Raw genomic sequence first — 20,482 nt, forward strand, 5'->3', positions numbered from 1 at the left:
TATGAAAACAGTATTATTAACAGGGTTTGATCCGTTTGGCGGAGAAAATATCAATCCAGCTTGGGAAGTAGCAAAAGGTTTGCATGAAAAAACAATTGGAGAATACAAGGTAATAAGCAAACAAGTACCAACTGTATTTCATAAATCAATAAGTGTATTAAAAGAGTATATAGAAGAACTAGCGCCGGAAATTATTATATGCATTGGACAAGCTGGGGGCAGACCAGATATTACGATAGAACGTGTTGCAATTAATATTGATGATGCAAGAATCGCAGACAATGAAGGAAATCAGCCGGTAGATATACCGGTTGTAGAAGAAGGAGCGATTGCGTATTGGTCTACACTTCCGATGAAAGCAATCGTAAAAAAACTTCGCGAAGAGGGCATACCGTCATCTGTTTCACAGACGGCAGGCACATTCGTTTGTAATCACTTATTCTATGGACTTATGCATGAACTAGAGAAACATGATAAGAAAATAAAAGGCGGATTCATTCATATTCCGTTTTTACCAGAACAAGCGAGTAATTATCCAGGGCAACCGAGTATGTCACTTTCTACTATTAGTAAGGGAATAGAATTGGCAATTGAAGTAACGATGACAGTTGAAGTAGATATTGTAGAGATTGGGGGCGCAACGCATTAAGTAAAATGAATTGTACAACACCTCCTGTAAACAACTGGTATAATAAGAATAGGAAAATACATAGAGGTGATTTTTGTGCAACAATTTGAAGAAGTACGTTCAATTTTAGAAAAAGCGAAGAAAATTACAGTATTAACAGGCGCTGGTGCAAGTACGGAAAGTGGTATCCCAGATTTCCGTTCAGCAAATGGATTGTATGCTGATGCGAATGTGGAGATGTACTTATCAAGAGGGTACTATAACCGAAGTCCGAAAGAATTTTGGAAGCATTATAAAGAAATCTTTCAAATTAATACGTTCCATCAATATAAACCAAATCGTGGACATCGTTTTTTAGCTGAGCTAGAAGAACAAGGGAAAGATATTACGATTTTAACGCAAAATATTGACGGTTTACATCAATTAGGTGGCAGTAAACATGTCATTGATTTACATGGAACACTTCAAACAGCACATTGTCCGAAGTGTAAAGCGGGATATGATTTACAGTATATGATTGATCATGAAGTGCCGCGCTGTCAGAAGTGTAATTTCATTTTAAATCCAGACGTTGTTTTATACGGAGATACACTGCCTCAATATCAAAATGCGATGAAACGTTTATATGAAACAGATGTACTTCTCGTTATGGGAACGTCATTAAAAGTACAACCTGTAGCTTCATTCCCACAAATCGCAAAGAGAGAAGTAGGGGCAACAACTATTTTAGTAAATGAAGAGTTAACAGGACAGGAATATAACTTTGATTATGTTTTTCAAAATAAAATTGGTGAATTTGTTGAAGAGGTATCTTTAATGAAATAAGTTATCGAAAAAACTGAGGTAGATACCTCAGTTTTTTATTTGAGTAATCGCTGTTTTAAGCCATATGAAAACATTTTGATAATGTAGTAACAACATCTCTATAATTTATAAAAATCAATTTGCCCCATTTTTCTTTTAGAATAATATTCATTTTATTGTGCATTAAGGGAATGGTAATAAATAGGGTATAAAAATAAAAAACTGAAAATTAAATCTTTTATTTCTTTTATAATTAATATAAAATTCTATATATATCATATAAATAAATTTGATACATAATGACTTTGCGTAGAAATGTTAATAGAATGAAGCGAGGGAGCGAAATGAGACAGAAAAAGGAGCAGAAAAAACTATCGAAAAAGAAAAAGACTCATATTCCATTTCGGTTAAATGTACTATTTTTTATTGTCTTTCTTTTATTTTCAGCTATTATAATTCAATTAGGTAAAGTACAAATCATTGATGGAGAAACGTATAGAAATGAAGTAAATAAAAAGGAAGATGTAACGGTAAGCACTCCCGTTCCTAGAGGGAAAATGTTTGATCGGCAAGGTCACGTTATTGTAAATAATAAACCATTGCGAACCGTTACATATACGAAAATGAGAGGAGTAGACTCGAAAGAAGTTTTACAAGTAGCAAGAGATTTAGCTAAGCTAATTGAAATGTCGCAAGAGGACATAGACAAGTTAACAGAAACAGATAAAAAGGATTTTTGGATGCAGTTAAATGAAAAGCGGGCAGCAGCGAAAGTAACGAAAGAAGATGAGAGTAAATTTAGAAAGCAGGAGATAGAAGGGAAAGAATTAGATAAAAAAGTTGAAGAGTTACGTAGGGAAAGAATTACACAAGAAGAATTAAGTGAACTTTCAAAAGAAGACCTAGAAGTACTAGCCATTAAAAGCAAAATGAATGCGGGATATAAAATGACGCCGCAAATCGTTAAAAAAGATGTAAGTCAAAATGAATATGCTGTCGTTAGTGAAAGGTTGGCAAGTTTACCGGGGGTAGATACAACAGTAGATTGGGAACGTGAATACCCAAATGATAAAATACTGCGCTCTATACTAGGTAGCGTTTCTAATGAAAATGAAGGGTTGCCAAGAGAACAATTAGATTATTATTTAGTTCGTGATTATAATCGAAACGACCGTATTGGTAAAAGTTACATCGAAAAACAATACGAAGATGCACTACACGGAACGAAAGAACAGTCTAAAAATATTATGGATAAAGCAGGGAAGATTGTTCGAACAGAAAAAGTGACTGAAGGAAAAAGTGGAAATAACTTGATGTTAACAGTCGATATGGATTTACAGAAAAGAGTAGAGGGAAGCCTTGAAAAGAATTTACGAGCCTTTCATGCTGCAGAGCCGATGATGGATCGTGCGTTCGTAGTAATGATGAATCCGAAAAACGGTCAAATTTTATCAATGGCAGGAAAGAAAATTGTAAATAAAGATGGCGGTATGCAAATAGAAGATTATGCATTAGGAACGATGACAAGTTCTTATGAGTTAGGATCAACTGTAAAAGGTGCTACTTTATTAACTGGATATCAAACAGAAGCGATTAAGCCGTATACACATTTCTTTGATGCACCAATGTATTTTAAAGGAAGTTCTAAGCCGAAGAAATCGTGGAAAGAATTTGGGGATATTGATGATTTAAGAGCTTTGCAAGTGTCATCGAACGTTTATATGTTTAATACGGCTTTAAAAATGGCAGGCATTAATTATGTCCCAAATAATCCATTAGACATTAAACAAGAAACATTTAATAAAATGCGCTACTATTTTAGACAATTTGGCCTAGGTGTGTCGACTGGTATTGACCTGCCAAATGAATCAATTGGTCAAGTAGGTAGAACTGATAACATACCCGGATTTTTACTTGATTACGCGATTGGACAGTATGATACATATACGCCGCTTCAGCTTGCACAATATATTTCAACCATTGCAAATGGCGGTTACCGAATGAAGCCACAAATTGTACAAGAAGTTAGAGAGCAACCGAATAGACCAGAGGATGTAGGAAAAGTCGTTCGGTCGATTGAACCAGTTGTATTAAATAGAGTGGATATGGACACTTCGTACATTAATCATGTAAAAGAAGGATTTAGAAGAGTTTTTCAAGAAGCTGACGGAACAGGTACCGGAACGTTTAAAGGTCTACCATATAAACCAGCGGGAAAAACAGGAACAGCTGAGACAGTATATGGTGGAGAAAGTGATATTGGAAGAGATGAGAACAACAACCGAAAAAAATGTTATAATTTAACTCTTGCCGGTTATGCGCCATATGATGCTGATCCGGAAATAGCCTTTTCAGTTGTTGTACCATGGGTGAATGATGATAAATCAGGAATTAATTCTGCCATTGGTAAAGAAATTTTGGATGCGTATTTTGAATTAAAAACAAATAGATCAAATACAAATTCAATTCCAGTAGAACAACCGAACAAGGCACAGTAAAAATAGTATCACTGCATGGAAACATATTGTGCAGTGATATATTTTTTGAGTTAAAAAGCGCTTTATAAGGTGGGAATGGATATGAAAAAGGAGATTAAGAGAGGCTGGGGAAAGTACATACTATTTATTTTGGTGATAGTCATAGGCTACCATTCTTTTACTTTATGTAAGGTGGAAGGGGAATCGATGCAGCCCACTTTATATGAAGAAGACTACGTATTTGTAAATAAAGCAGTAGTACGTCTTTCTAATTTACAACACGGAGAAATTGTCATTATAAAAGAAGAGGATGAATCGAAATATTATGTGAAACGTGTAATAGGGCTTCCTGGTGATGTAATTAACATAACGAACGGAAAGGTATATGTGAACGATAAAAAGCAAGAAGAACCATATACAAACAAAGATTTATTTAACAACACACAAGTGTTTTATAATTTTCAAAAGACAAAAATTCCGCCAAATAAGTTATTTGTAATGGGAGATAACCGCGAAGTAAGTAGAGATAGTCGAAATGGCTTAGGATATATTGAAGAAGATAACATAATTGGCAAGGTGGAATTTGTATATTATCCTTTTTCAAAAATGAAAATAATAGAATAAGTGGGAGAGGAGCAAAACCCCACTTATTAAAGTTTCACTTTATTTTCTTTAAAAAACCTTTTGGATTAAATGATATGAAAAATTTATGTTTAGACTCGTCGATTATGAAGTTATTATTTTTAGTTAAAAACTCATCCACAGCCTCCATCGGGCCAGAACCCCAATCGGGAAGAAGCGGATGTCCATTAATGGAGGTATCTTCTACAATCATATAACTGCCAGTAGTGACGATAGATTTATATAGTAATAGTTCTTTGGATACATGCTCTTTACTATGATCAGAATCTAAAATAACTAAAACCACATCATCAGGTTTGCGCATGCTTACTATTGTTTGGATGGCCTGCACAGAAACAGAAGATGCTGTTAAATACGTAATCCGATTATGTGATGGCCGATTTGGCTGCGGAGTTATATCGATAGTAAGTACGTGACCTTTTCCAATTAAATCTAACATAGAAGCTAAATACAGTGCACTACCACCGTGAAAAGTCCCGCATTCAATAATTAAATCGGGCTTTAATTCATAAATAATTTCTTGATACAAAAAGAGATCAGAGGGAAGTTTACAGATTGGAACCCCGAACCAGTGTGTATCGTTTAACCATACGAGGCTGTTGTAATATTGGTTTAGAAATTCATTGCTTATAGTATCGATTTTAAATTCTCCTTTCTAAAAAGGATTCTCTCGTTTGACGTAAAGTGTTTACGCATGAAAGTTGTACTATATATTATGTAGTAAGGAATTGTAAGGCGAGTGTTTTTACTTGAAAATAAGCCAAATAACTCATGTGGAAAATGAAAGGAAATGATCGTATGTACAAATACACAATTTGCTTTATTAGAAAAAGCGATAAAATACTGCTATTAAATAGAAATAAAAAGCCGAATATGGGGATGTGGAATGGTGTTGGAGGAAAAATAGAAGATAATGAAACGCCATACGAAGGAATAATTAGAGAAACATTTGAGGAAACGGGCATAGAACTTTCAAGTGTAACGTATAAAGGGACTGTTGGTTTTAAAGGTAAAGATGAGCCCCAGGCTAGTGAAGGAATGTATGTGTTCGTTGCTGATTTGCCAGATGGAATGCAAATGAATATACCATTACGTACGGCTGAAGGTCTATTAGAATGGAAAGAAATTGATTGGATATTAGATGGTGATAATAGAGGAGTAGTTAGCAATTTACCAAAATACTTACCGACAGTATTAACAGAAGAAAATAAGTTAGAACATACGTTTACGTATGATAACCGGAATATTATTCATTACACAACTGCATGTTTGACAGAAGATGATGCGAACAAGCGATATGAAAAACAACTCATTTCTCAATAGAAGAGGAAAGTGAAAAATCACGTTTTTGCTCTCATCATATATGCGAGGTGATTATATGTTTCAGAAATACAATTCATTGGTCATAATTGTAATATGCATGATATAACTTTTCTTATTATGAAAGAGTAGAGAACATATGTAAACGGAGCAAAAAGGAGGTGGCTTTGCCACCTCTTTTTGTTAGCTACAAATCGCCTTAATCATAAAACGATGTTGTTTCACATCAAAATATCCATTTTGCAAAATAATCTCATGTATACGATATAACTCCTCAAAGTACCTTTCGACAGTAAAATCAGGAACTTGCCACGGAATTGCTTTTAAATAATAGACGATAGCGCCAATATCATAAAAGCGTTGGAAAGGGAATTCCTCTTTTGCAGCTAAGATAGTAAATCCATTTTGCTTTAACTCACTGCATGTGGTTTCGAGAGACCAACTTGCAAATTCGCTATTTAGTGGTGAGCCAAACTGCTCATTAAGTTCCGCGCAATCAAGACTGCCAACTTGTTGTGTAAGAAAAACGCCACTTGGAGAAAGAATTCTGTTTACCTCAGAAGCAGCATACGATTCATGTTGATTTATAATTAAATTAAATTGACCATCTTGAAATGGCAAAGCAGTATCATCGGTCACTTCTACAACGGTAACCCCTAAAGGCTCTAATTTCTTTCGAGCAATTGGCACATTTGGAGCGTAGCCCTCAGTAGCGAATATAGTTGAAGGGAACGGTTGTAACATAGATAAAAACTCTCCGCCGCCAGTACCCATATCGAGCATTGATTCTGCACGTTGCATAAGCTGAAAAGCAGTACTGCCGTATGACCACGATAAAGGCTCGCTCTTCATTCGACCTGTTTCTGAAATGAAAGAAAAATCCCAGCCGCTAAAATGTGTATTTGCACTTTCTAATAAAGTTAAAAATAATGGATCACGTTTCATAATTATGTCCTCCTATTTTTTTAATGGATGATATGATGAGAAAAGAAAAAGGGAGGACCTCTTATTAAAGTGGAACGGTTTTATGTTTCGTGTTCGAATAGATTCATATAAAGTTACTCCTTGTGAGAATTGTTATTTATATATTCGGGTTAATTGAGTGAAAATCCTTTGAGGGTATAAAAGAAGGCAGTTGTTTAATGAAAAAATAAATTGAGTTATCTAATTTTATAGTGTAATTGTTCATCCATACGCATAAAAAAATTATTCTCTCCATAAAATAGTAAAATTATATTGGAGGTTGAATTATGAAAAAATTTAGTGTATTTTCAATAACATTGATGACTTTTGGAATGTTATTATTTGGATTAAATAGGATAATAGATAGCTATTCTGAGCCTATTATCCTATTAGGGTATATTTCTTTTTTAATTGGAGTGGTTCTGAGTATTATAGCGATTGCTAGACGTGAAGATGGAAGATTAAAATTCATATCACTTATCTCTTTCTTTGTTCTCCTGTTTTTCATTACTTGGTTTGAGTCGTTTCAGGTACTACGAATTATTACTTGGCTAAAAAATATCTATTAAAATTTAAATTGTTGGTAAAAATGGGAAACCTTAAATTTAGGTTTCTTTTTATTATATTCGATTATCAATATTAAAACTTATTAGAGCCATTAATAAAAGAAATAGATATATAAACCGAGTGTAAAAATATTTTAATTCTTTGAAAACATTCAGCGATTTAGTATTCTTTATATATGGAATATTTTGTTTATGCAAAAAGAGGGCAAGGTGCTATATGAAAAGAATGAAAAATGTAATGTTAGTATTGTTATGTTTCTTATGTTTAAGTGGGTGTAATTATAAAGATGACGATCAGGTGAAAAAATATGTGAAAAAAAAGCACGGAATTGATGTGATTGTAACACATTGGGGTGCTATAAACGAAGGGAATATGGGGCATACATATCATACTGTTCAAGCAAAAAATAACAAAAATATTCAATTTAGAGTAGAGGTAGATGGCTTCTTATATTCAAGAATAAAAGGTGATGAATATCAATACGGAAAAAAAACATATGAGGAATATAAGAAATTTAAACTAATGCTAGAAGAAATTAAAAAATTAGGTTACGTGGAACCTGAAAATAAAAATGTTTTTCAATATATAGTGGATGATGATATAGAGGAGAAACCAACGGATAAGTTATTATTAACTTTAAAAACGAGTGACAAGATTGATTACAGTCAATTTGAATCAAAAGAATTAGATCGTTTATATGCTCTAATTCAATTCATTCAGAAGAGTAATAGAAAGATAACAACACTTGAAATTGAGGATTATAATGGTGAATCTATAGGTTTCCCTTTTCAAAATGTGCAAAAAGCTATAACGAAAGAAGAACTGCTTTTAACAATGAAAAACACAGTAAGCGGTTATTGGACATATTTGATTCAAACTGAAACAAAAGTAGGCGTAAGGTTAAATGAAATTCAAAATGATCGTTTTGTAATTGAGGATATTACTTGTCCACACCCGAAAGACGGCAATTGTCTAGAGTATGAATTGACTTTAGTTTTCAATGACAGTGAGATAAAATATAGAAATGATCCATATGTAATAGATGATTTGAGAAAGGTAGTCACTATTCTTAAAGAAGAACTATATAATAAGGAATTTAACATATATTTAAGGAACAAGGATGGAACAAGTTATTCACTCTGGCTATCATCCGAAAAAATTAAGGAAAGTAATAACATAGAAGAGTTAGTAAAATAATGATATAAAGAAGAAATTTAAAGTACTTTTTATGTTTGTTATTTCTGTATTCAAAAGGAAAACCGCTTATGCTTCATTTTTGAAGCATAAGCGGTTTTGTTTAAAATACTTAAAAAGAAAAATTTTTTGGTAAAGTACCACTTTTTATTACTGTTCTTAGCCCATGTTTTATAATCCAAGGATTAATAGGATGCTGTTTATCACGTAATTGCTGTAACCACTGAAAAACGAGTTCTTTATCTTCTTTCGTAATATCGTTAATATGATTGGCTACAGATTTTTGAACATATTTAGAAGGGTCATTCATTAATGGTTCAAGAAGCTGTAAATTGTACTTAAAATCACCTTTTAGAGCTCCTGTTTTTTTAGCCCAAGGAAGTCTTGGTCTCGTACCTTCAGAAACTAATCTTCTAATGTGGCTGTTTTTATCATGAATCCACTTTTGTAATATGTTTAGTGTGTCTTCATGGTATGTTTGAAGAAAAGGCCGAATGGCATATTCAGCAGTATTCCTTTTTGTTATTTCATACATGGCGTTGAATGAGGTTTCAAAGTCGTTAAGTCCATATTTTTCAATGTATTTTGCAAGAGGCATGTACATATATCCGTTTGTAAATGTGCCTACTTCTGTAGTATTTTCTGGGCCTAATGTTTTTAGTAATATATGTATTGCTTCATTAAAATCTTTTTGTAATGCATTATGTAATTCATCTGCTATTACTTCAATAGGCTGCTTTAACTCTAAATTTTCAACTTTACATGTTACTGAAGATACAAAGTTTCTTTTAGAGAAAGTAGGATCGTGTTTACAAATAGAATCAGCCATTTTTTCTGCTAATTCTTCGTTAAATAAAAATTTTAACGGAACATATTTACCCATTTTTTCACCTCGGTGGTCAAATGAAAACAATTTTTATTTTTTAATCGACAATCCATAAACTAACGTCTCACTCGGAGTCGTAATACTAAAACCTGTCGTCTTATAATCAAGTTTCGCCGTATCACCAGTGTAGTCTTTCGTGAATGAATCCATTTGTACGATAAGATCTGCATCTTCATATACAACATCATCTGCGTTATATGTATCCAAAATTAAATCGACATCAACGAAAATACTACAAGAGTTCGTCATTGTTCCTCTAATGCGAACGATCTTTTTATCTTCAAGTTCTAATCTATGTATAGCTGCTTTCGCTTCATCAGTAATGCGAATGTTCATTGTATCCCAACCTTTATTTATATTTCCTTTATTATTGCAAAAACAGGAGCAATAGGGAAGCAAAGAGGTTTGCAACAAAAAACGAGCAAACAAATTTGTTTGCTCGTTTCACTTTATTTTAGTTCACATTTATCGAGTGGAATCACTTTTGTTTTTTTCGTAAATTTATATCCTAACCATAGTACTAAGAAGAGTGGTAAACCGATGTAAGAAACAAGTACGCCGTTCCAATCGATTGATTCACCCATAAATGCGCCATAGTTTTGTCCTAAAATTACGATAATACAAAGAGTAAATGCGAAGAGTGGACCGAATGGGAACCATTTTGCTCTATATGGTAAGTCATTTAAATCTTTCCCTTGTGCGATATATGCTTTACGGAAACGGTAATGACTAATTGCAATGCCAACCCATGCGATAAAACCAGACATTCCGGATGCGTTTAATAACCAAATGTATACAACTCCGTCACCGAATAAAGAAGCAATGAAAGCAATACTACCAACAATTGACGTTACGATTAACGCGTTAACAGGTACACCGCGGCTATCTAATTTACCAAGAAATTTTGGTGCTTTTCCTTGGCGAGCTAAATCCCAAAGCATACGAGTTGATGCATACATACCAGAGTTACCAGCAGATAGTACAGCAGTTAAAATAACAGCGTTCATAACAGAAGCAGCAAAGGCAACGCCCGCTTTTTCGAAAATAAGTGTAAATGGACTTACTGTTACATCACTTGCGGCAAGACTTTCAGTTGTATAAGGAATTAATAAACCGATAACGAGAATCGCAAGAATATAGAATAAAAGAATACGCCAAAAGATCGAACGAATTGCTTTCGGAATATTACGCTCTGGATCAGAAGTTTCACCAGCAGCTACCCCAAGTAATTCAGTTCCTTGGAAGGAGAAACCAGCTGCCATAAATACACCGATAATTGCCATGATACCACCGTTAAATGGTGCATCAGCAACAGTGAAGTTTTTGAAGCCAACAGTTTCGCCCCCCATAATTCCGAAAATCATCATAAAGCCGACAATTAAAAAGATAATAATTGTAACTACTTTAATAAGTGCGAACCAATATTCAGATTCACCAAACCCTTTAACAGATAAATAGTTTAAAAGGAAAATAATAGCTAAACATAATCCGCTCCAAATAAGAGAAGGGGTATCTGGGAACCAAAATTTCATAATTAATGTTACGGCCGCTAGTTCTGCCGCAATTGTAATCGCCCAGTTATACCAATAGTTCCATCCAAGTGCAAAACCAAGTGATGGATCAACAAATTTTGTTGCATACGTACTAAAAGATCCAGTAACAGGCATGTAAGCTGCAAGTTCAGCTAAGCTTGTCATTAAGAAATATACCATAATTCCAATTGCGGCGTATGCGATTAGTGCACCGCCAGGACCAGCTGAATGAATGACACCACCGCTGGCAAGAAATAGTCCGGTACCGATTGTACCACCGAGAGAAATCATCGTAAGGTGACGCGATTTTAATCCGCGTTTTAATTCACCTTGTCCTTGTGTAGTTTGCGTTTTAGAGGTAGATTGATTTGTTGCGCTATTCATGTTCAACACTCCTTTTCTTGTAGGTTAGGAAGGAGCGGGGGAGAAAAATACAAAAAACCGCCAAAGGAATTTGGCGGAACGTTTCACAAATAACCACCCCATCATACCCTTCCGTTAAGATAGCACCCCACGTTTACACGGTAATTTTGTAAACGTGACAGTTCTGTTCCTTTCGGAGACAGCCCCAGCTCATATTTCCAGAGAAGAAATATAAACTTCGGCAACTTTTCCTTTCAAACGGAGTCAGTGACATTCTCTGTGTCTCGTCCGTTTTACTATTAAAAGTCGCAACCTCTACCTCATCGGATTGATGAGGATTTATATATTGCTAAGATTTTTAATATATGGCAATTGTAATGACTTTCTGAATATATTGCAAGATATTTTGTTAGGAAAAGTCAAAAAATATCGGTTATTGTATAGGAAACGCTTGCAAAACTCCACCCGAACCTACTATTATGTAGCAATAAGCAAAGAAAAAATTGTTATACAAATGTTTCGCAAAAAATATTGAAAAACCCTCTAAATAAAAAGAAAATTCAGAAAAATATAATTCGACATTCATGATAAAGTCATATTATTTGTTATAATTAGAGTAACGTTTAAGCAAAAAGGGGAAATCAAAATGAAATTAGAAACAGAAAGGCTCTATATAGTGCCGTGTACAGAAGAGAGTATTCAAGTCGCTAACGAGCAAGGATATAATAGCGGTCCGCATATTGTAGGGCATGTAGAGAATGTAAAACAAGATTCGGCTTTATTACCATGGGGGGCGTGGTATGTTCTTCGGAAAGAAGATGATAGCGTTTTAGGTGATATTGGGTTTAAAGGGAAACCAAAAGAGGATCAAACAGTAGAAATTGGCTATGGATTCATTGAGAAATATTGGAATCAGGGCTATGCAACAGAAGCTGTAAGAGAACTAATCGATTGGGCTTTCAAAACAGGAGAGGTAGAAACAATAATTGCAGAGACACTCATAGATAACTATAGTTCGATGCGTGTTTTAGAAAAGTTACATATGAAGAGAGTAAATGCTACAGAAACGATGATTAATTGGAAAATAGAAAAATAAAAAATACCGCTCTAAATTGAGCGGTATTTTTTTATAGTTATGGTAGTATTTGCTTCTGATCATTTGGATACTCAGCCGTTGATGCGTTAGGACGATTGGAATGATTTCGAACAGCAATGAAAATAGAAATAATAACGACAAGACCAACTGCAACGTAAGAAAGTGAAATAACAGTTGGATCCACTTTAAATGTAGTAAGCAGTGTACGAATATTTGTAAAGATAATAAGACCACCAACTAATACGCCAAGTAAATGGGGTGGAACGATGCGGACTAACCATGCAGCAATTGGAGCTGCGACAATACCGCCGAGCATTAAGGCAAATACCCAAACCCAGCTTACTTGTTCCCAGCCAAGTGAAATGAAAAAGCCGATTGTTGCAGCGAGTGAAACAGGAAATTCACTCGTATCTACAGATCCAATAACTTTTCTAGCTTCATTTCCTCTTGCTAGAAGAACAGGTGTCGTAATGGGCCCCCAACCACCGCCACCAGTTGAATCAACGAATCCAGCGAATAAACCAAGCGGCACAAGTTGTTTTGCAGACATACGCTTATTTGAAGTGACAATTTGTTTTTGAATGATGAATCGTAATAAAATATAAACCCCTAAAGTAAATAAAAATACGGAAATGTATGGTTTGATTACATCTCCGGGCAAATTACTTAAAAAACATGCCCCAACAAATGCGCCGATTGCCCCAGGTAATGTAAGCCTGGAAACTGTATATTTATCAACGTTTCCAAATTTGATATGAGATGCGCCGGAAGCTGCAGTTGTAACGACTTCAGCTAAATGAACTGATGCAGATGCAACAGCTGGTGCAATACCAAACATTAATAATAAAGAGGAAGACGTTACTCCATACGCCATTCCAAGTGCTCCATCGATCAATTGAGCGAAAAATCCAATAATAGCAAAGACAATTAATTTCTGCATAAATAATCCCCCTGTAATAATAAATGAAAAAGACACTTTTCCCGTATGAGAAAAGTGCCTTTGGTTTTTCCAATCAGCAATAATTAAATTTGTTTCATTATAATACATATTAATCGTATAAATCAACTAGGTTTTAAAGTTTTTGAATTGAATGAAAGAAAAATAAAATATACAATAAAAGGATGGAGAGAAAGGGGAGAAAGACATGTTACGATTTGATCATCTCGTTCACGCAGTTCATGGTACACCGGAGGAAGCGGCAAAACAAATGCAGGAACTTGGATTTCATACTGTATTAGGCGGAGAGCATACGAATTGGGGTACTTGGAATAGTTTAAGTTATTTTGATTTATCATATATTGAATTTTTAGCAGTTCAACATGAAGAAAAAGCGAAAGAAGCAGAAAATCCATTAGTACAAGAAACAGTGGTGAAACTACAAAATGGAGAAGGAATGCTACAAATCGCGATCCGAACAGATGCAATTGAGGAGCTAGCAGTTAACTTTAATAAGTACGGCTTACATACGATAGGGCCATTTGAAGGGAAACGTATGAGAAAAGATGGCCGACTTTTAGAATGGAAAATGTTATTCGTTAAGCAAGAAGAGAACGGACCGAAATTACCTTTCTTTATACAGTGGAATGAAACGGACGAAGAAAGAAGAAACGATTTACGTAACAGTGGGACGATTACTGAACATAAAAACAAAGTGCAACAAATTGAAACGATTCATTACGCAGTAAAAAATGTTCGAGAAACAGTACGGAAATGGAAAGAAGTAATGGAGCTATCTACAAGCTTAGTTGTGAAAAATGAAAAATGGAATGCCGAGTGTCAAAGTGTAGTATTTGGAGATATTCATGTGCAGTTTTGTGAACCGATTGGAGAAGGGCTAGTACTAGAACATTTGAATAAGAATGGCGAAAATCTATTTGCAGTAGAGTTTAAAGGTGGAAATAAACGAGAACATGAAGTGCTAGGTAGTTTGTACATATATTAATAGAGGTGAACGTTGTGGAAGAAATGCTTAGAGAGATAGAGAGAATACTAGAATGGCCTCGTATTGCAACGTGTACAGCTATTTCAAAAGGTTTTTCACATGAAGAGAAGTATAAAATTGAATTAAAGAATCAAGAAACCTATTTTGTAAAAGTATGTGATGCTGTTCATTTTGAACGTAAACAAGAAGAATATACGTATATGAAACAATTAGAGTCATTACATATTCCAACACCCAAGTTAATTCATTTCATAATAATTGAGAAATTAAATAAATGTGTTCAAGTATTTGAATGGACCCGAGGTATAAATGGTGAAGAAGGTTTAACGAAGTTATCGGTGGAAGAACAGTATAAGGCAGGAAGAAAAGCAGGGGAAGTATTAAAGAGGATTCACTCAATTGAAAGAGAAAGTGCAAGTAATAAATGGGAAACATCTAGATGGAATAAATACGAAAGATACATAGAGGCACTAACAGATTACGAGGTGAATTTTCTGGATTTGAAGCCAGTATTAACCTTTGTAGAAAATCATAAAGATTTATTGGGAAATCGTCCAATAAGATTTTTACATGATGACTTCCATCCAGCAAATAGCATGATTCATAATAAGGAATTTATCGTTATCGATTTTGGTGGATATGATTTTGGTGATCCAATACACGATTTTTATAACGTAGCGATTTTTACTATAAGAATAAGTAAACCATTTGCGGTTGGACAAGTTCACAGTTATTTCGGAGGCGAACCATCGCTTCATTTTTGGAAACTGTATACATTGTACGTCGCGATGACATTCCCAGCGGATATCGTTTGGACGAATCGAAGTACACCGCATTTAGTAGATGATATGAAGGAAAGATTAAATGGAATTTTAGAAGAGCATAATCATTTTTCATCTTATATTCCAAAATGGTATCAATCAAGCGAATTTAATAAATAAAGGAGTAATTTATATGGATAAAATAGCAGTAATTTCAGATATTCACGGTAATATTCAAGCATTAGAATCCGTGTTGAATGATATTAAATTAAGAGGAATCGAGCGCATTATTTGCCTTGGAGATTTAGTAGGAAAAGGACCTCATTCCAGTGAAGCAATTGAAATCATTCGTAAAGAATGTGAAGTAGTCGTAATGGGAAACTGGGATGATTTTATTACAAAGCCGACTGAATTTGAAGCATTGAAATGGCATCAAAAACAATTATCGGAAGAACAAAATGACTATTTAAGAAACTTACCATTTTCAATCGAGTTTTATATGAGTGGGAAATTCATTCGTATGTTTCACGCTTCACCGAGAAGTTTATATGAAAGAATTCAACCACACGCTTCAAGAGAAGAACGTATTAGTATGTTCGAAAATAGTGATCTGACGGAAAATATAGAAGGGGAAAGAAAACCAGATGTCGTTTGTTACGGTGACGTTCACCAAGCATTCGTTCAAAATTTCAGAGGGAAAACGTTATGTAATGCCGGTAGCGTAGGAAACCCACTTGAAATAACACAAGCTTCCTATTTAATATTTGAAGGAACTTACAATGAAAAAGAAGCAGCGAGCTTTTCTATTCAACTTGTACGAGTACCGTATGATATTGAATTAGCTATCAGACTAGCAGAAGAACTCGAAATGCCAGAAATTGAAGAATACAAACAAGAATTACGGACTGCTTTATATCGGGGGTTTAAGGGAAAGTAAGCTAATAATATATCAACGATTTTTCAAATATATCTATCATAACTTAAAATATATCAATGATTTTTTCGAGATATCAGCGATTCGAGAAAGGATATCGATTTACCGACAAATAGTGACATGAATTATTATCTATAATTATATTATGTAAACTAATTATAAAGGGAGATATCATGAACCGAAAACAACGAATCAAAGAAATTGCAGATCATATTGTAAAGCTAAACTTAACCCATCCAATAAGAGTTGGAGTAAGCGGTATTACAGCCTCAGGAAAAACAACATTTGCAAACGAACTAGCGGAAAAAATAAAAAAACGAGGATTACCAGTAACACGCGCCAGCATTGATGATTTTCATAATCCAAGAGTGATTCGCTATACAAAAGGAAAAGAATCTGCAAGAGGGTATTATGAAGATGCACACGATTATACAGCTTTCAAAGAAAGATTATTAATGCCTTTAGGACTTAACGGAAATTTACAATATGAAACGATTTCTCATAACTTAATAACGGATATGCCTGTACATAATGAGCCACTATTGGCCACACAAAATATGATATTAATAGTAGATGGAACGTTTCTATTGAAAAAAGACGTTGCGCATTTATTTGATTACAAAATCTTTGTAGATACAAATTTTGAGATTGCGAGAAAACGTGGTGCTAAGCGGGAAACTGAAGCTTTTGGAAGTTATGAAGAAGCAGAGAAGATGTTTTTAAACAGATATCATGCTGCCTGTAAGATGTATATAGATGAGCATAATCCAAAAAGTTATGCGGATGTTGTATTTCGGAATAGTGATTTAGCAAATCCAGAAGTTATATTTCAAGAGCGAAAGTAATACATAATCAAAATTATATGTATAGCCTTTTATTTATAGTTATAATTCTCTTATAATTAAATTAACTTTAGAAAGTAAAAAACGGGGGATAAGGCAATAAAAAAACGTAAAAAGGGGACAGGGAATAGAATGAATGAAGTACTAGAACTAAAAGAAGAACTACTACAAATTAAAAATAATAATTATGCTGTACCAGAAGACGTAGATGCATATCCATATGCGCAGTGGATGCTAGATTATATCGGATCACCTGATGCTGAATTACGTGATGATTTAATTTATAGTACGCTTCACACATGGATTACAAATGATGTATTTAGACAAAAAGAGTTAAGAGGATTAATGTTACAAGCAATTAGTCCTGATTATTTATTTTATAAAATTGGTGAAAAGGGAACAGACTCTGTATTTAAACGTGCATTCTCCGTATTAATTCCACCGCTTATTTTATCTGTTCATGAAAGAGAACCGTTGTTATCCGAAGAACAACTGTACAGTGTAGCAGAACAAGTGCTGGAATATGTATATTTAGAAGAAGATGTAAGAGGTTACGTAGAAGGAAAAGGCTGGGCACACTCTACGGCACATGCAGCAGATGCGCTTGATGCGTTAGCACGTACAATCCAAAATCGTGAATTTTCGTATGCGATTCTTGCAGCTGTTCGTCAGAAGGTACGCTTACATGACTACGTATACATTCACTTTGAGGATGAGAGATTAGTAGCACCAATTATGTCGTTACGTAACCAAAATCTTTTAACTGAAGAAGAGTGGAGCAATTGGTTACATAGTATAGCAATTGTTGAAGACATCCCGCATCCTCAATATGATATTTTAGTACAAAATATTAGAGCTTTCTTAAGAAGTTTATATTTCAGAGCTTTAGAGACAGAGGGTAGTACAGCCTTTACAGATGATATATTGGAGACTTTGAAGGGTTTGCGTAGGTATTAAAAATTCGTTTTTCTAACAGAAAAGTACATAAAACCAACACCTCCCAACCATACTAATAAAATGTTTTGGAGGTGAGTTTAATGGACAAAAAAGACTTTGAAAAAGTATATAATGATTATTTACATCAAGGGGAAGAGCAAGCTCAATTTGAAATAGCTCAGGAAGTTACTTCAGGAGCAGAACAAATTGTTGCTGTTCGTAAAAATGATGAAGGTGATTTGATTGCTTTTAAAACAAGTAGCGGGAGAGAGTTAGATTATATGACTGCTCTTAGTGAAGCAAAATCAGGGAAGTTAGCTCATGTGGACGTATTTCATAAGTATGGCAGAGATATTATACGTAGTGAACCTGATGGAATAAAGGAAAATAACTTAGATAATTTACCTTCATTTTAAACGGGTAAACCTCAAGAAGAGAATGTTCATTACGATATTCTCTTCTTTGTGTTGCGAAGTTTTCCTTGCAAATAGACGATTCATTTTTAAAGAGCGATCATACTTTTAAAGAGCACTCTAAATTTCTCTTTATCTTCTGCTGTAAATGGTTTCGGTCCCTTTGTACGTTTACCACTTTTTCGAACCATTGCACTTAAATATCGTGTTTGTAACAATTGTTCAATGTTATCATTCGTATACTTATAGCCTTTATGGTGTAGAACGATACAGCCTTTTGCTAATGCAAGCGAAGCAAGACCGTAATCTTGCGTTACGATTAAATCTTCTTTTTTTGCTAATTGCATAATTCGGTAATCGGCAGCATCTGCTCCGGAATCAACATAAATTGTTTCCACACCTTTAGGTTGCTGAGCATTAGAATAATGAGAAAAGCTAGTAACGAGCGTTACAGGGATTTCTGCATTCGTAGCCTCAAAAATAATTACATCTTTTACAGGGCAAGCATCTGCATCAACGTAAATTTTCATCTTTATCACTCCTATAACTAGGTTCGTGTTGATAATAATGGTAGATTTAGGTTTTGTCAAACAAGTAATATCTTCCACAATTTAATACATATGTATTTGTATAAAATGAACGAATATTTCGAACTAAATAACGAATATACTATAGATTTTAATAAGTGGTTATATGTAGTGATTTGAAAATTTCTTAATACGAAAGTATTAGGAAGTTTTATTTGAATTTCATTCTGCGGATTGATTTTTAATAGTGTTTATTTGGATAAAATAGCAATAGAATATATATAAATAAAATGTATTTTAAATTAGAGGATCATTTCATGTTACTGCTCTATGCAATGGTTTCAAAAGATAAGTAAGTCTGAAATTAATCAGGAGGGCCGAATGAGGAGTTTCGATTTATCACAAACAACTATTAATATATCAAAAAATGATCTTATTCATAAAACGAATGATGATAAGTATTAGGTGTATGAAGTGATTTTTCAATCGCATGAAGGCATACCACCTCATAGCCATCCATTTGGAGAAGATTGTGCGGTTGTGTTGTCAGGTCATTTGAATTATTATATTTCAAATAAAATAATGATTCGTGCATCAAAAGGAGAGATAGTGTTTGGGTGGAAGAACCATATACATGGCTATAAAAATAATGAAACAGAACCATTGCATTTATTAATTTTTGTTGCGCCGAATAAAATTGGGCTAGAATATTTATCTGATGATGATCCGAAAATTGTGCACGTACTGGAAGAAAAGCGAATAATGAAGCTTTCCGAATATCAAGTAGTACATTTTCCTTTTTCTTCTTTTGAAAGAATAAAAATAGATGGTGAATATTCAGAAGCATATAATGAGAATGGACTTATGGCGTTTATTGATATCGAAAATAAACAAATGTATATATTTGAGGGTGAGAATGTGGAGATAAAAACTTCAAATCCCATAATATTTATTAAGTATACAGCTAGATTGTGAGAATGGAGAGTTGCTTTTCTCTATTTATAATAAATGTGTAGTTAAGAATATTAAAGAGGAATATTTTACAGAAAATAGGGGATGAGTTTTATTATTTAACTTGTAGATAACGAAATAGAAATGACCATTTATTGAGGAGAGCGATATTTATATGCAGTTATATTTTTATAATGAAAACTTCAGAAATATAATAAATCAATATACATTGTCAGAAGAGCAGCTTTGTTATACAGGTTTACCTAAAAAGCTTGTAAAACTATCGAGTGAGGATTCAAATCGGCATTCAATTTTAGCTATGAAAGATAATGAGCTTGTAACGTTTTTTATTTTACATAAAAATGACGGGGTTAAACCATATACAAATAATGAAAAATCTATTTTAATAAGAGCATTTTCAACAGATTTTCACCATCAAGGGAAAGGATATGCAAAACAAGCTTTAAAGATATTACCTGACTTTGTCCGAAATAACTTCTTAGGTATAAATAAAATTATTTTAGCAGTAAACGTTAAAAATGTAGCTGCACAATCTTTATATAAAAAATGTGGTTTTTGTGATAATGGGGTTAGAAGGATGGGACGGAAAGGTGAATTAATCATAATGAGTTACAATTTATAAGAATCATTCTTAGAAGTAGGGAAGAAAGATAAAGAAAAACGAAAAATTTCGAAAAGAAAG

22 protein-coding genes, 1 pseudogene and 1 riboswitch are annotated in these 20,482 nt (G+C 33.9%); of the genes and pseudogenes, 16 read left to right on the forward strand and 7 right to left on the reverse strand.

What is annotated here, in order from left to right; all coding sequences use genetic code 11:
* Position 1 precedes the first annotated feature (1 nt).
* From pcp to lepB, 4 genes are all read left to right on the forward strand, one after another.
* Positions 2 to 649, forward strand: a complete 648-nt coding sequence (gene pcp / locus ACTFRY_RS09055; protein ID WP_000859713.1) for a pyroglutamyl-peptidase I — start codon at positions 2 to 4, stop codon at positions 647 to 649.
* A gap of 75 nt (positions 650 to 724) precedes the next feature.
* Positions 725 to 1,453 (forward strand): NAD-dependent protein deacylase, encoded by a 729-nt coding sequence (locus ACTFRY_RS09060; RefSeq protein WP_001183800.1) that lies wholly within the window; start codon positions 725 to 727, stop codon positions 1,451 to 1,453.
* A gap of 323 nt (positions 1,454 to 1,776) precedes the next feature.
* Positions 1,777 to 3,930, forward strand: coding sequence for a peptidoglycan D,D-transpeptidase FtsI family protein (locus tag ACTFRY_RS09065; protein WP_098616791.1), 2,154 nt, complete (start codon positions 1,777 to 1,779; stop codon positions 3,928 to 3,930).
* 81 nt (positions 3,931 to 4,011) lie between these two features.
* Positions 4,012 to 4,533 carry a signal peptidase I gene (gene lepB, locus ACTFRY_RS09070; RefSeq protein ID WP_033682956.1) on the forward strand — a complete coding sequence of 174 codons (522 nt, stop codon included), beginning with the start codon at positions 4,012 to 4,014 and terminating at the stop codon, positions 4,531 to 4,533.
* A gap of 34 nt (positions 4,534 to 4,567) precedes the next feature.
* Here lepB and ACTFRY_RS09075 read toward each other — a convergent pair whose 3' ends face one another.
* Positions 4,568 to 5,191 (reverse strand): cephalosporin hydroxylase family protein, encoded by a 624-nt coding sequence (locus tag ACTFRY_RS09075; RefSeq protein WP_098616790.1) that lies wholly within the window; start codon positions 5,189 to 5,191, stop codon positions 4,568 to 4,570.
* Positions 5,192 to 5,349: 158 nt separating this feature from the next.
* Here ACTFRY_RS09075 and ACTFRY_RS09080 point away from each other — a divergent pair, with 158 nt between their 5' ends.
* Positions 5,350 to 5,874 carry an NUDIX hydrolase gene (locus tag ACTFRY_RS09080; RefSeq protein WP_033683900.1) on the forward strand — a complete coding sequence of 175 codons (525 nt, stop codon included), beginning with the start codon at positions 5,350 to 5,352 and terminating at the stop codon, positions 5,872 to 5,874.
* 180 nt (positions 5,875 to 6,054) lie between these two features.
* Here ACTFRY_RS09080 and ACTFRY_RS09085 read toward each other — a convergent pair whose 3' ends face one another.
* On the reverse strand, positions 6,055 to 6,816 hold the full coding sequence (locus ACTFRY_RS09085) for a class I SAM-dependent methyltransferase (protein WP_044796876.1): 762 nt from the start codon (positions 6,814 to 6,816) through the stop codon (positions 6,055 to 6,057).
* A gap of 305 nt (positions 6,817 to 7,121) precedes the next feature.
* Here ACTFRY_RS09085 and ACTFRY_RS09090 point away from each other — a divergent pair, with 305 nt between their 5' ends.
* Positions 7,122 to 7,403 carry a hypothetical protein gene (locus tag ACTFRY_RS09090; protein WP_000714730.1) on the forward strand — a complete coding sequence of 94 codons (282 nt, stop codon included), beginning with the start codon at positions 7,122 to 7,124 and terminating at the stop codon, positions 7,401 to 7,403.
* A gap of 214 nt (positions 7,404 to 7,617) precedes the next feature.
* Positions 7,618 to 8,598, forward strand: a complete 981-nt coding sequence (locus ACTFRY_RS09095) for a hypothetical protein (protein WP_061664452.1) — start codon at positions 7,618 to 7,620, stop codon at positions 8,596 to 8,598.
* Positions 8,599 to 8,707: 109 nt separating this feature from the next.
* Here the strand turns inward: ACTFRY_RS09095 and ACTFRY_RS09100 are convergent, their stop codons facing one another.
* The 3 genes from ACTFRY_RS09100 to ACTFRY_RS09110 all read right to left on the reverse strand — a co-directional run bounded on the left by ACTFRY_RS09100 (position 8,708) and on the right by ACTFRY_RS09110 (position 11,397).
* Positions 8,708 to 9,478: a DNA alkylation repair protein gene (locus tag ACTFRY_RS09100; RefSeq protein WP_098616789.1), complete on the reverse strand. Its 771-nt coding sequence runs from the start codon at positions 9,476 to 9,478 to the stop codon at positions 8,708 to 8,710.
* A gap of 33 nt (positions 9,479 to 9,511) precedes the next feature.
* Positions 9,512 to 9,817: an iron-sulfur cluster biosynthesis family protein gene (locus tag ACTFRY_RS09105; RefSeq protein ID WP_044796879.1), complete on the reverse strand. Its 306-nt coding sequence runs from the start codon at positions 9,815 to 9,817 to the stop codon at positions 9,512 to 9,514.
* Positions 9,818 to 9,930: 113 nt separating this feature from the next.
* On the reverse strand, positions 9,931 to 11,397 hold the full coding sequence (locus tag ACTFRY_RS09110; RefSeq protein WP_001083387.1) for an amino acid permease: 1,467 nt from the start codon (positions 11,395 to 11,397) through the stop codon (positions 9,931 to 9,933).
* Positions 11,398 to 11,509: 112 nt separating this feature from the next.
* Positions 11,510 to 11,702: riboswitch (Lysine riboswitch) on the reverse strand.
* A 320-nt stretch (positions 11,703 to 12,022) separates the two neighbouring features.
* Between ACTFRY_RS09110 and ACTFRY_RS09115 the strand changes: the two genes are divergently transcribed.
* Positions 12,023 to 12,472: a GNAT family N-acetyltransferase gene (locus ACTFRY_RS09115; protein WP_000764633.1), complete on the forward strand. Its 450-nt coding sequence runs from the start codon at positions 12,023 to 12,025 to the stop codon at positions 12,470 to 12,472.
* 37 nt (positions 12,473 to 12,509) lie between these two features.
* Here ACTFRY_RS09115 and ACTFRY_RS09120 read toward each other — a convergent pair whose 3' ends face one another.
* Positions 12,510 to 13,412 (reverse strand): sulfite exporter TauE/SafE family protein, encoded by a 903-nt coding sequence (locus ACTFRY_RS09120; RefSeq protein WP_098616788.1) that lies wholly within the window; start codon positions 13,410 to 13,412, stop codon positions 12,510 to 12,512.
* Between the two features lie 205 nt (positions 13,413 to 13,617).
* Between ACTFRY_RS09120 and ACTFRY_RS09125 the strand changes: the two genes are divergently transcribed.
* From ACTFRY_RS09125 to ACTFRY_RS09150, 6 genes are all read left to right on the forward strand, one after another.
* The gene (locus ACTFRY_RS09125; RefSeq protein ID WP_098616787.1) at positions 13,618 to 14,415 is read left to right on the forward strand and encodes a VOC family protein; all 798 of its coding nucleotides are present in this window, start codon (positions 13,618 to 13,620) and stop codon (positions 14,413 to 14,415) included.
* Between the two features lie 14 nt (positions 14,416 to 14,429).
* Complete coding sequence (locus ACTFRY_RS09130) at positions 14,430 to 15,356, forward strand: aminoglycoside phosphotransferase family protein (RefSeq protein WP_098616786.1); 927 nt, start codon at positions 14,430 to 14,432, stop codon at positions 15,354 to 15,356.
* 13 nt (positions 15,357 to 15,369) lie between these two features.
* The gene (locus ACTFRY_RS09135) at positions 15,370 to 16,113 is read left to right on the forward strand and encodes a metallophosphoesterase family protein (RefSeq protein ID WP_000357653.1); all 744 of its coding nucleotides are present in this window, start codon (positions 15,370 to 15,372) and stop codon (positions 16,111 to 16,113) included.
* Positions 16,114 to 16,283: 170 nt separating this feature from the next.
* Complete coding sequence (locus tag ACTFRY_RS09140; RefSeq protein ID WP_098616784.1) at positions 16,284 to 16,955, forward strand: uridine kinase; 672 nt, start codon at positions 16,284 to 16,286, stop codon at positions 16,953 to 16,955.
* A gap of 129 nt (positions 16,956 to 17,084) precedes the next feature.
* On the forward strand, positions 17,085 to 17,909 hold the full coding sequence (locus ACTFRY_RS09145; protein WP_001006672.1) for a DUF2785 domain-containing protein: 825 nt from the start codon (positions 17,085 to 17,087) through the stop codon (positions 17,907 to 17,909).
* An 80-nt stretch (positions 17,910 to 17,989) separates the two neighbouring features.
* The gene (locus ACTFRY_RS09150; protein WP_000358163.1) at positions 17,990 to 18,304 is read left to right on the forward strand and encodes a DUF3892 domain-containing protein; all 315 of its coding nucleotides are present in this window, start codon (positions 17,990 to 17,992) and stop codon (positions 18,302 to 18,304) included.
* Positions 18,305 to 18,390: 86 nt separating this feature from the next.
* On the opposite strand, the gene ACTFRY_RS09155 is transcribed toward ACTFRY_RS09150, so the two are convergent.
* Positions 18,391 to 18,831, reverse strand: coding sequence for a YaiI/YqxD family protein (locus tag ACTFRY_RS09155; protein WP_030026255.1), 441 nt, complete (start codon positions 18,829 to 18,831; stop codon positions 18,391 to 18,393).
* A 378-nt stretch (positions 18,832 to 19,209) separates the two neighbouring features.
* Between ACTFRY_RS09155 and ACTFRY_RS09160 the strand changes: the two are divergent.
* Both ACTFRY_RS09160 and ACTFRY_RS09165 read left to right on the forward strand, forming a co-directional pair.
* Positions 19,210 to 19,803: pseudogene (locus ACTFRY_RS09160) on the forward strand (cupin domain-containing protein).
* Between the two features lie 151 nt (positions 19,804 to 19,954).
* Positions 19,955 to 20,422 carry a GNAT family N-acetyltransferase gene (locus ACTFRY_RS09165; RefSeq protein ID WP_001177780.1) on the forward strand — a complete coding sequence of 156 codons (468 nt, stop codon included), beginning with the start codon at positions 19,955 to 19,957 and terminating at the stop codon, positions 20,420 to 20,422.
* Positions 20,423 to 20,482 lie beyond the last annotated feature (60 nt).

The organism is Bacillus cereus group sp. MYBK195-1 (assembly GCF_051916605.1).
GTDB lineage: Bacteria > Bacillota > Bacilli > Bacillales > Bacillaceae_G > Bacillus_A > Bacillus_A cereus.

Bases quoted from the DNA above. Each gene is read 5' to 3' on its own strand.
- ACTFRY_RS09080 (WP_033683900.1), top strand. From the start codon at position 5,350: ATGTACAAATACACAATTTGCTTTATTAGAAAAAGCGATAAAATACTG.
- ACTFRY_RS09135 (WP_000357653.1), top strand. From the start codon at position 15,370: ATGGATAAAATAGCAGTAATTTCAGATATTCACGGTAATATTCAAGCA.
- ACTFRY_RS09120 (WP_098616788.1), bottom strand. From the start codon at position 13,412: ATGCAGAAATTAATTGTCTTTGCTATTATTGGATTTTTCGCTCAATTG.
- ACTFRY_RS09065 (WP_098616791.1), top strand. From the start codon at position 1,777: ATGAGACAGAAAAAGGAGCAGAAAAAACTATCGAAAAAGAAAAAGACT.
- pcp (WP_000859713.1), top strand. From the start codon at position 2: ATGAAAACAGTATTATTAACAGGGTTTGATCCGTTTGGCGGAGAAAAT.
- ACTFRY_RS09105 (WP_044796879.1), bottom strand. From the start codon at position 9,817: ATGAACATTCGCATTACTGATGAAGCGAAAGCAGCTATACATAGATTA.
- ACTFRY_RS09125 (WP_098616787.1), top strand. From the start codon at position 13,618: ATGTTACGATTTGATCATCTCGTTCACGCAGTTCATGGTACACCGGAG.
- lepB (WP_033682956.1), top strand. From the start codon at position 4,012: ATGAAAAAGGAGATTAAGAGAGGCTGGGGAAAGTACATACTATTTATT.
- ACTFRY_RS09150 (WP_000358163.1), top strand. From the start codon at position 17,990: ATGGACAAAAAAGACTTTGAAAAAGTATATAATGATTATTTACATCAA.
- ACTFRY_RS09165 (WP_001177780.1), top strand. From the start codon at position 19,955: ATGCAGTTATATTTTTATAATGAAAACTTCAGAAATATAATAAATCAA.
- ACTFRY_RS09140 (WP_098616784.1), top strand. From the start codon at position 16,284: ATGAACCGAAAACAACGAATCAAAGAAATTGCAGATCATATTGTAAAG.
- ACTFRY_RS09090 (WP_000714730.1), top strand. From the start codon at position 7,122: ATGAAAAAATTTAGTGTATTTTCAATAACATTGATGACTTTTGGAATG.
- ACTFRY_RS09155 (WP_030026255.1), bottom strand. From the start codon at position 18,831: ATGAAAATTTACGTTGATGCAGATGCTTGCCCTGTAAAAGATGTAATT.
- ACTFRY_RS09100 (WP_098616789.1), bottom strand. From the start codon at position 9,478: ATGGGTAAATATGTTCCGTTAAAATTTTTATTTAACGAAGAATTAGCA.
- ACTFRY_RS09095 (WP_061664452.1), top strand. From the start codon at position 7,618: ATGAAAAGAATGAAAAATGTAATGTTAGTATTGTTATGTTTCTTATGT.
- ACTFRY_RS09110 (WP_001083387.1), bottom strand. From the start codon at position 11,397: ATGAATAGCGCAACAAATCAATCTACCTCTAAAACGCAAACTACACAA.
- ACTFRY_RS09145 (WP_001006672.1), top strand. From the start codon at position 17,085: ATGAATGAAGTACTAGAACTAAAAGAAGAACTACTACAAATTAAAAAT.
- ACTFRY_RS09085 (WP_044796876.1), bottom strand. From the start codon at position 6,816: ATGAAACGTGATCCATTATTTTTAACTTTATTAGAAAGTGCAAATACA.
- ACTFRY_RS09115 (WP_000764633.1), top strand. From the start codon at position 12,023: ATGAAATTAGAAACAGAAAGGCTCTATATAGTGCCGTGTACAGAAGAG.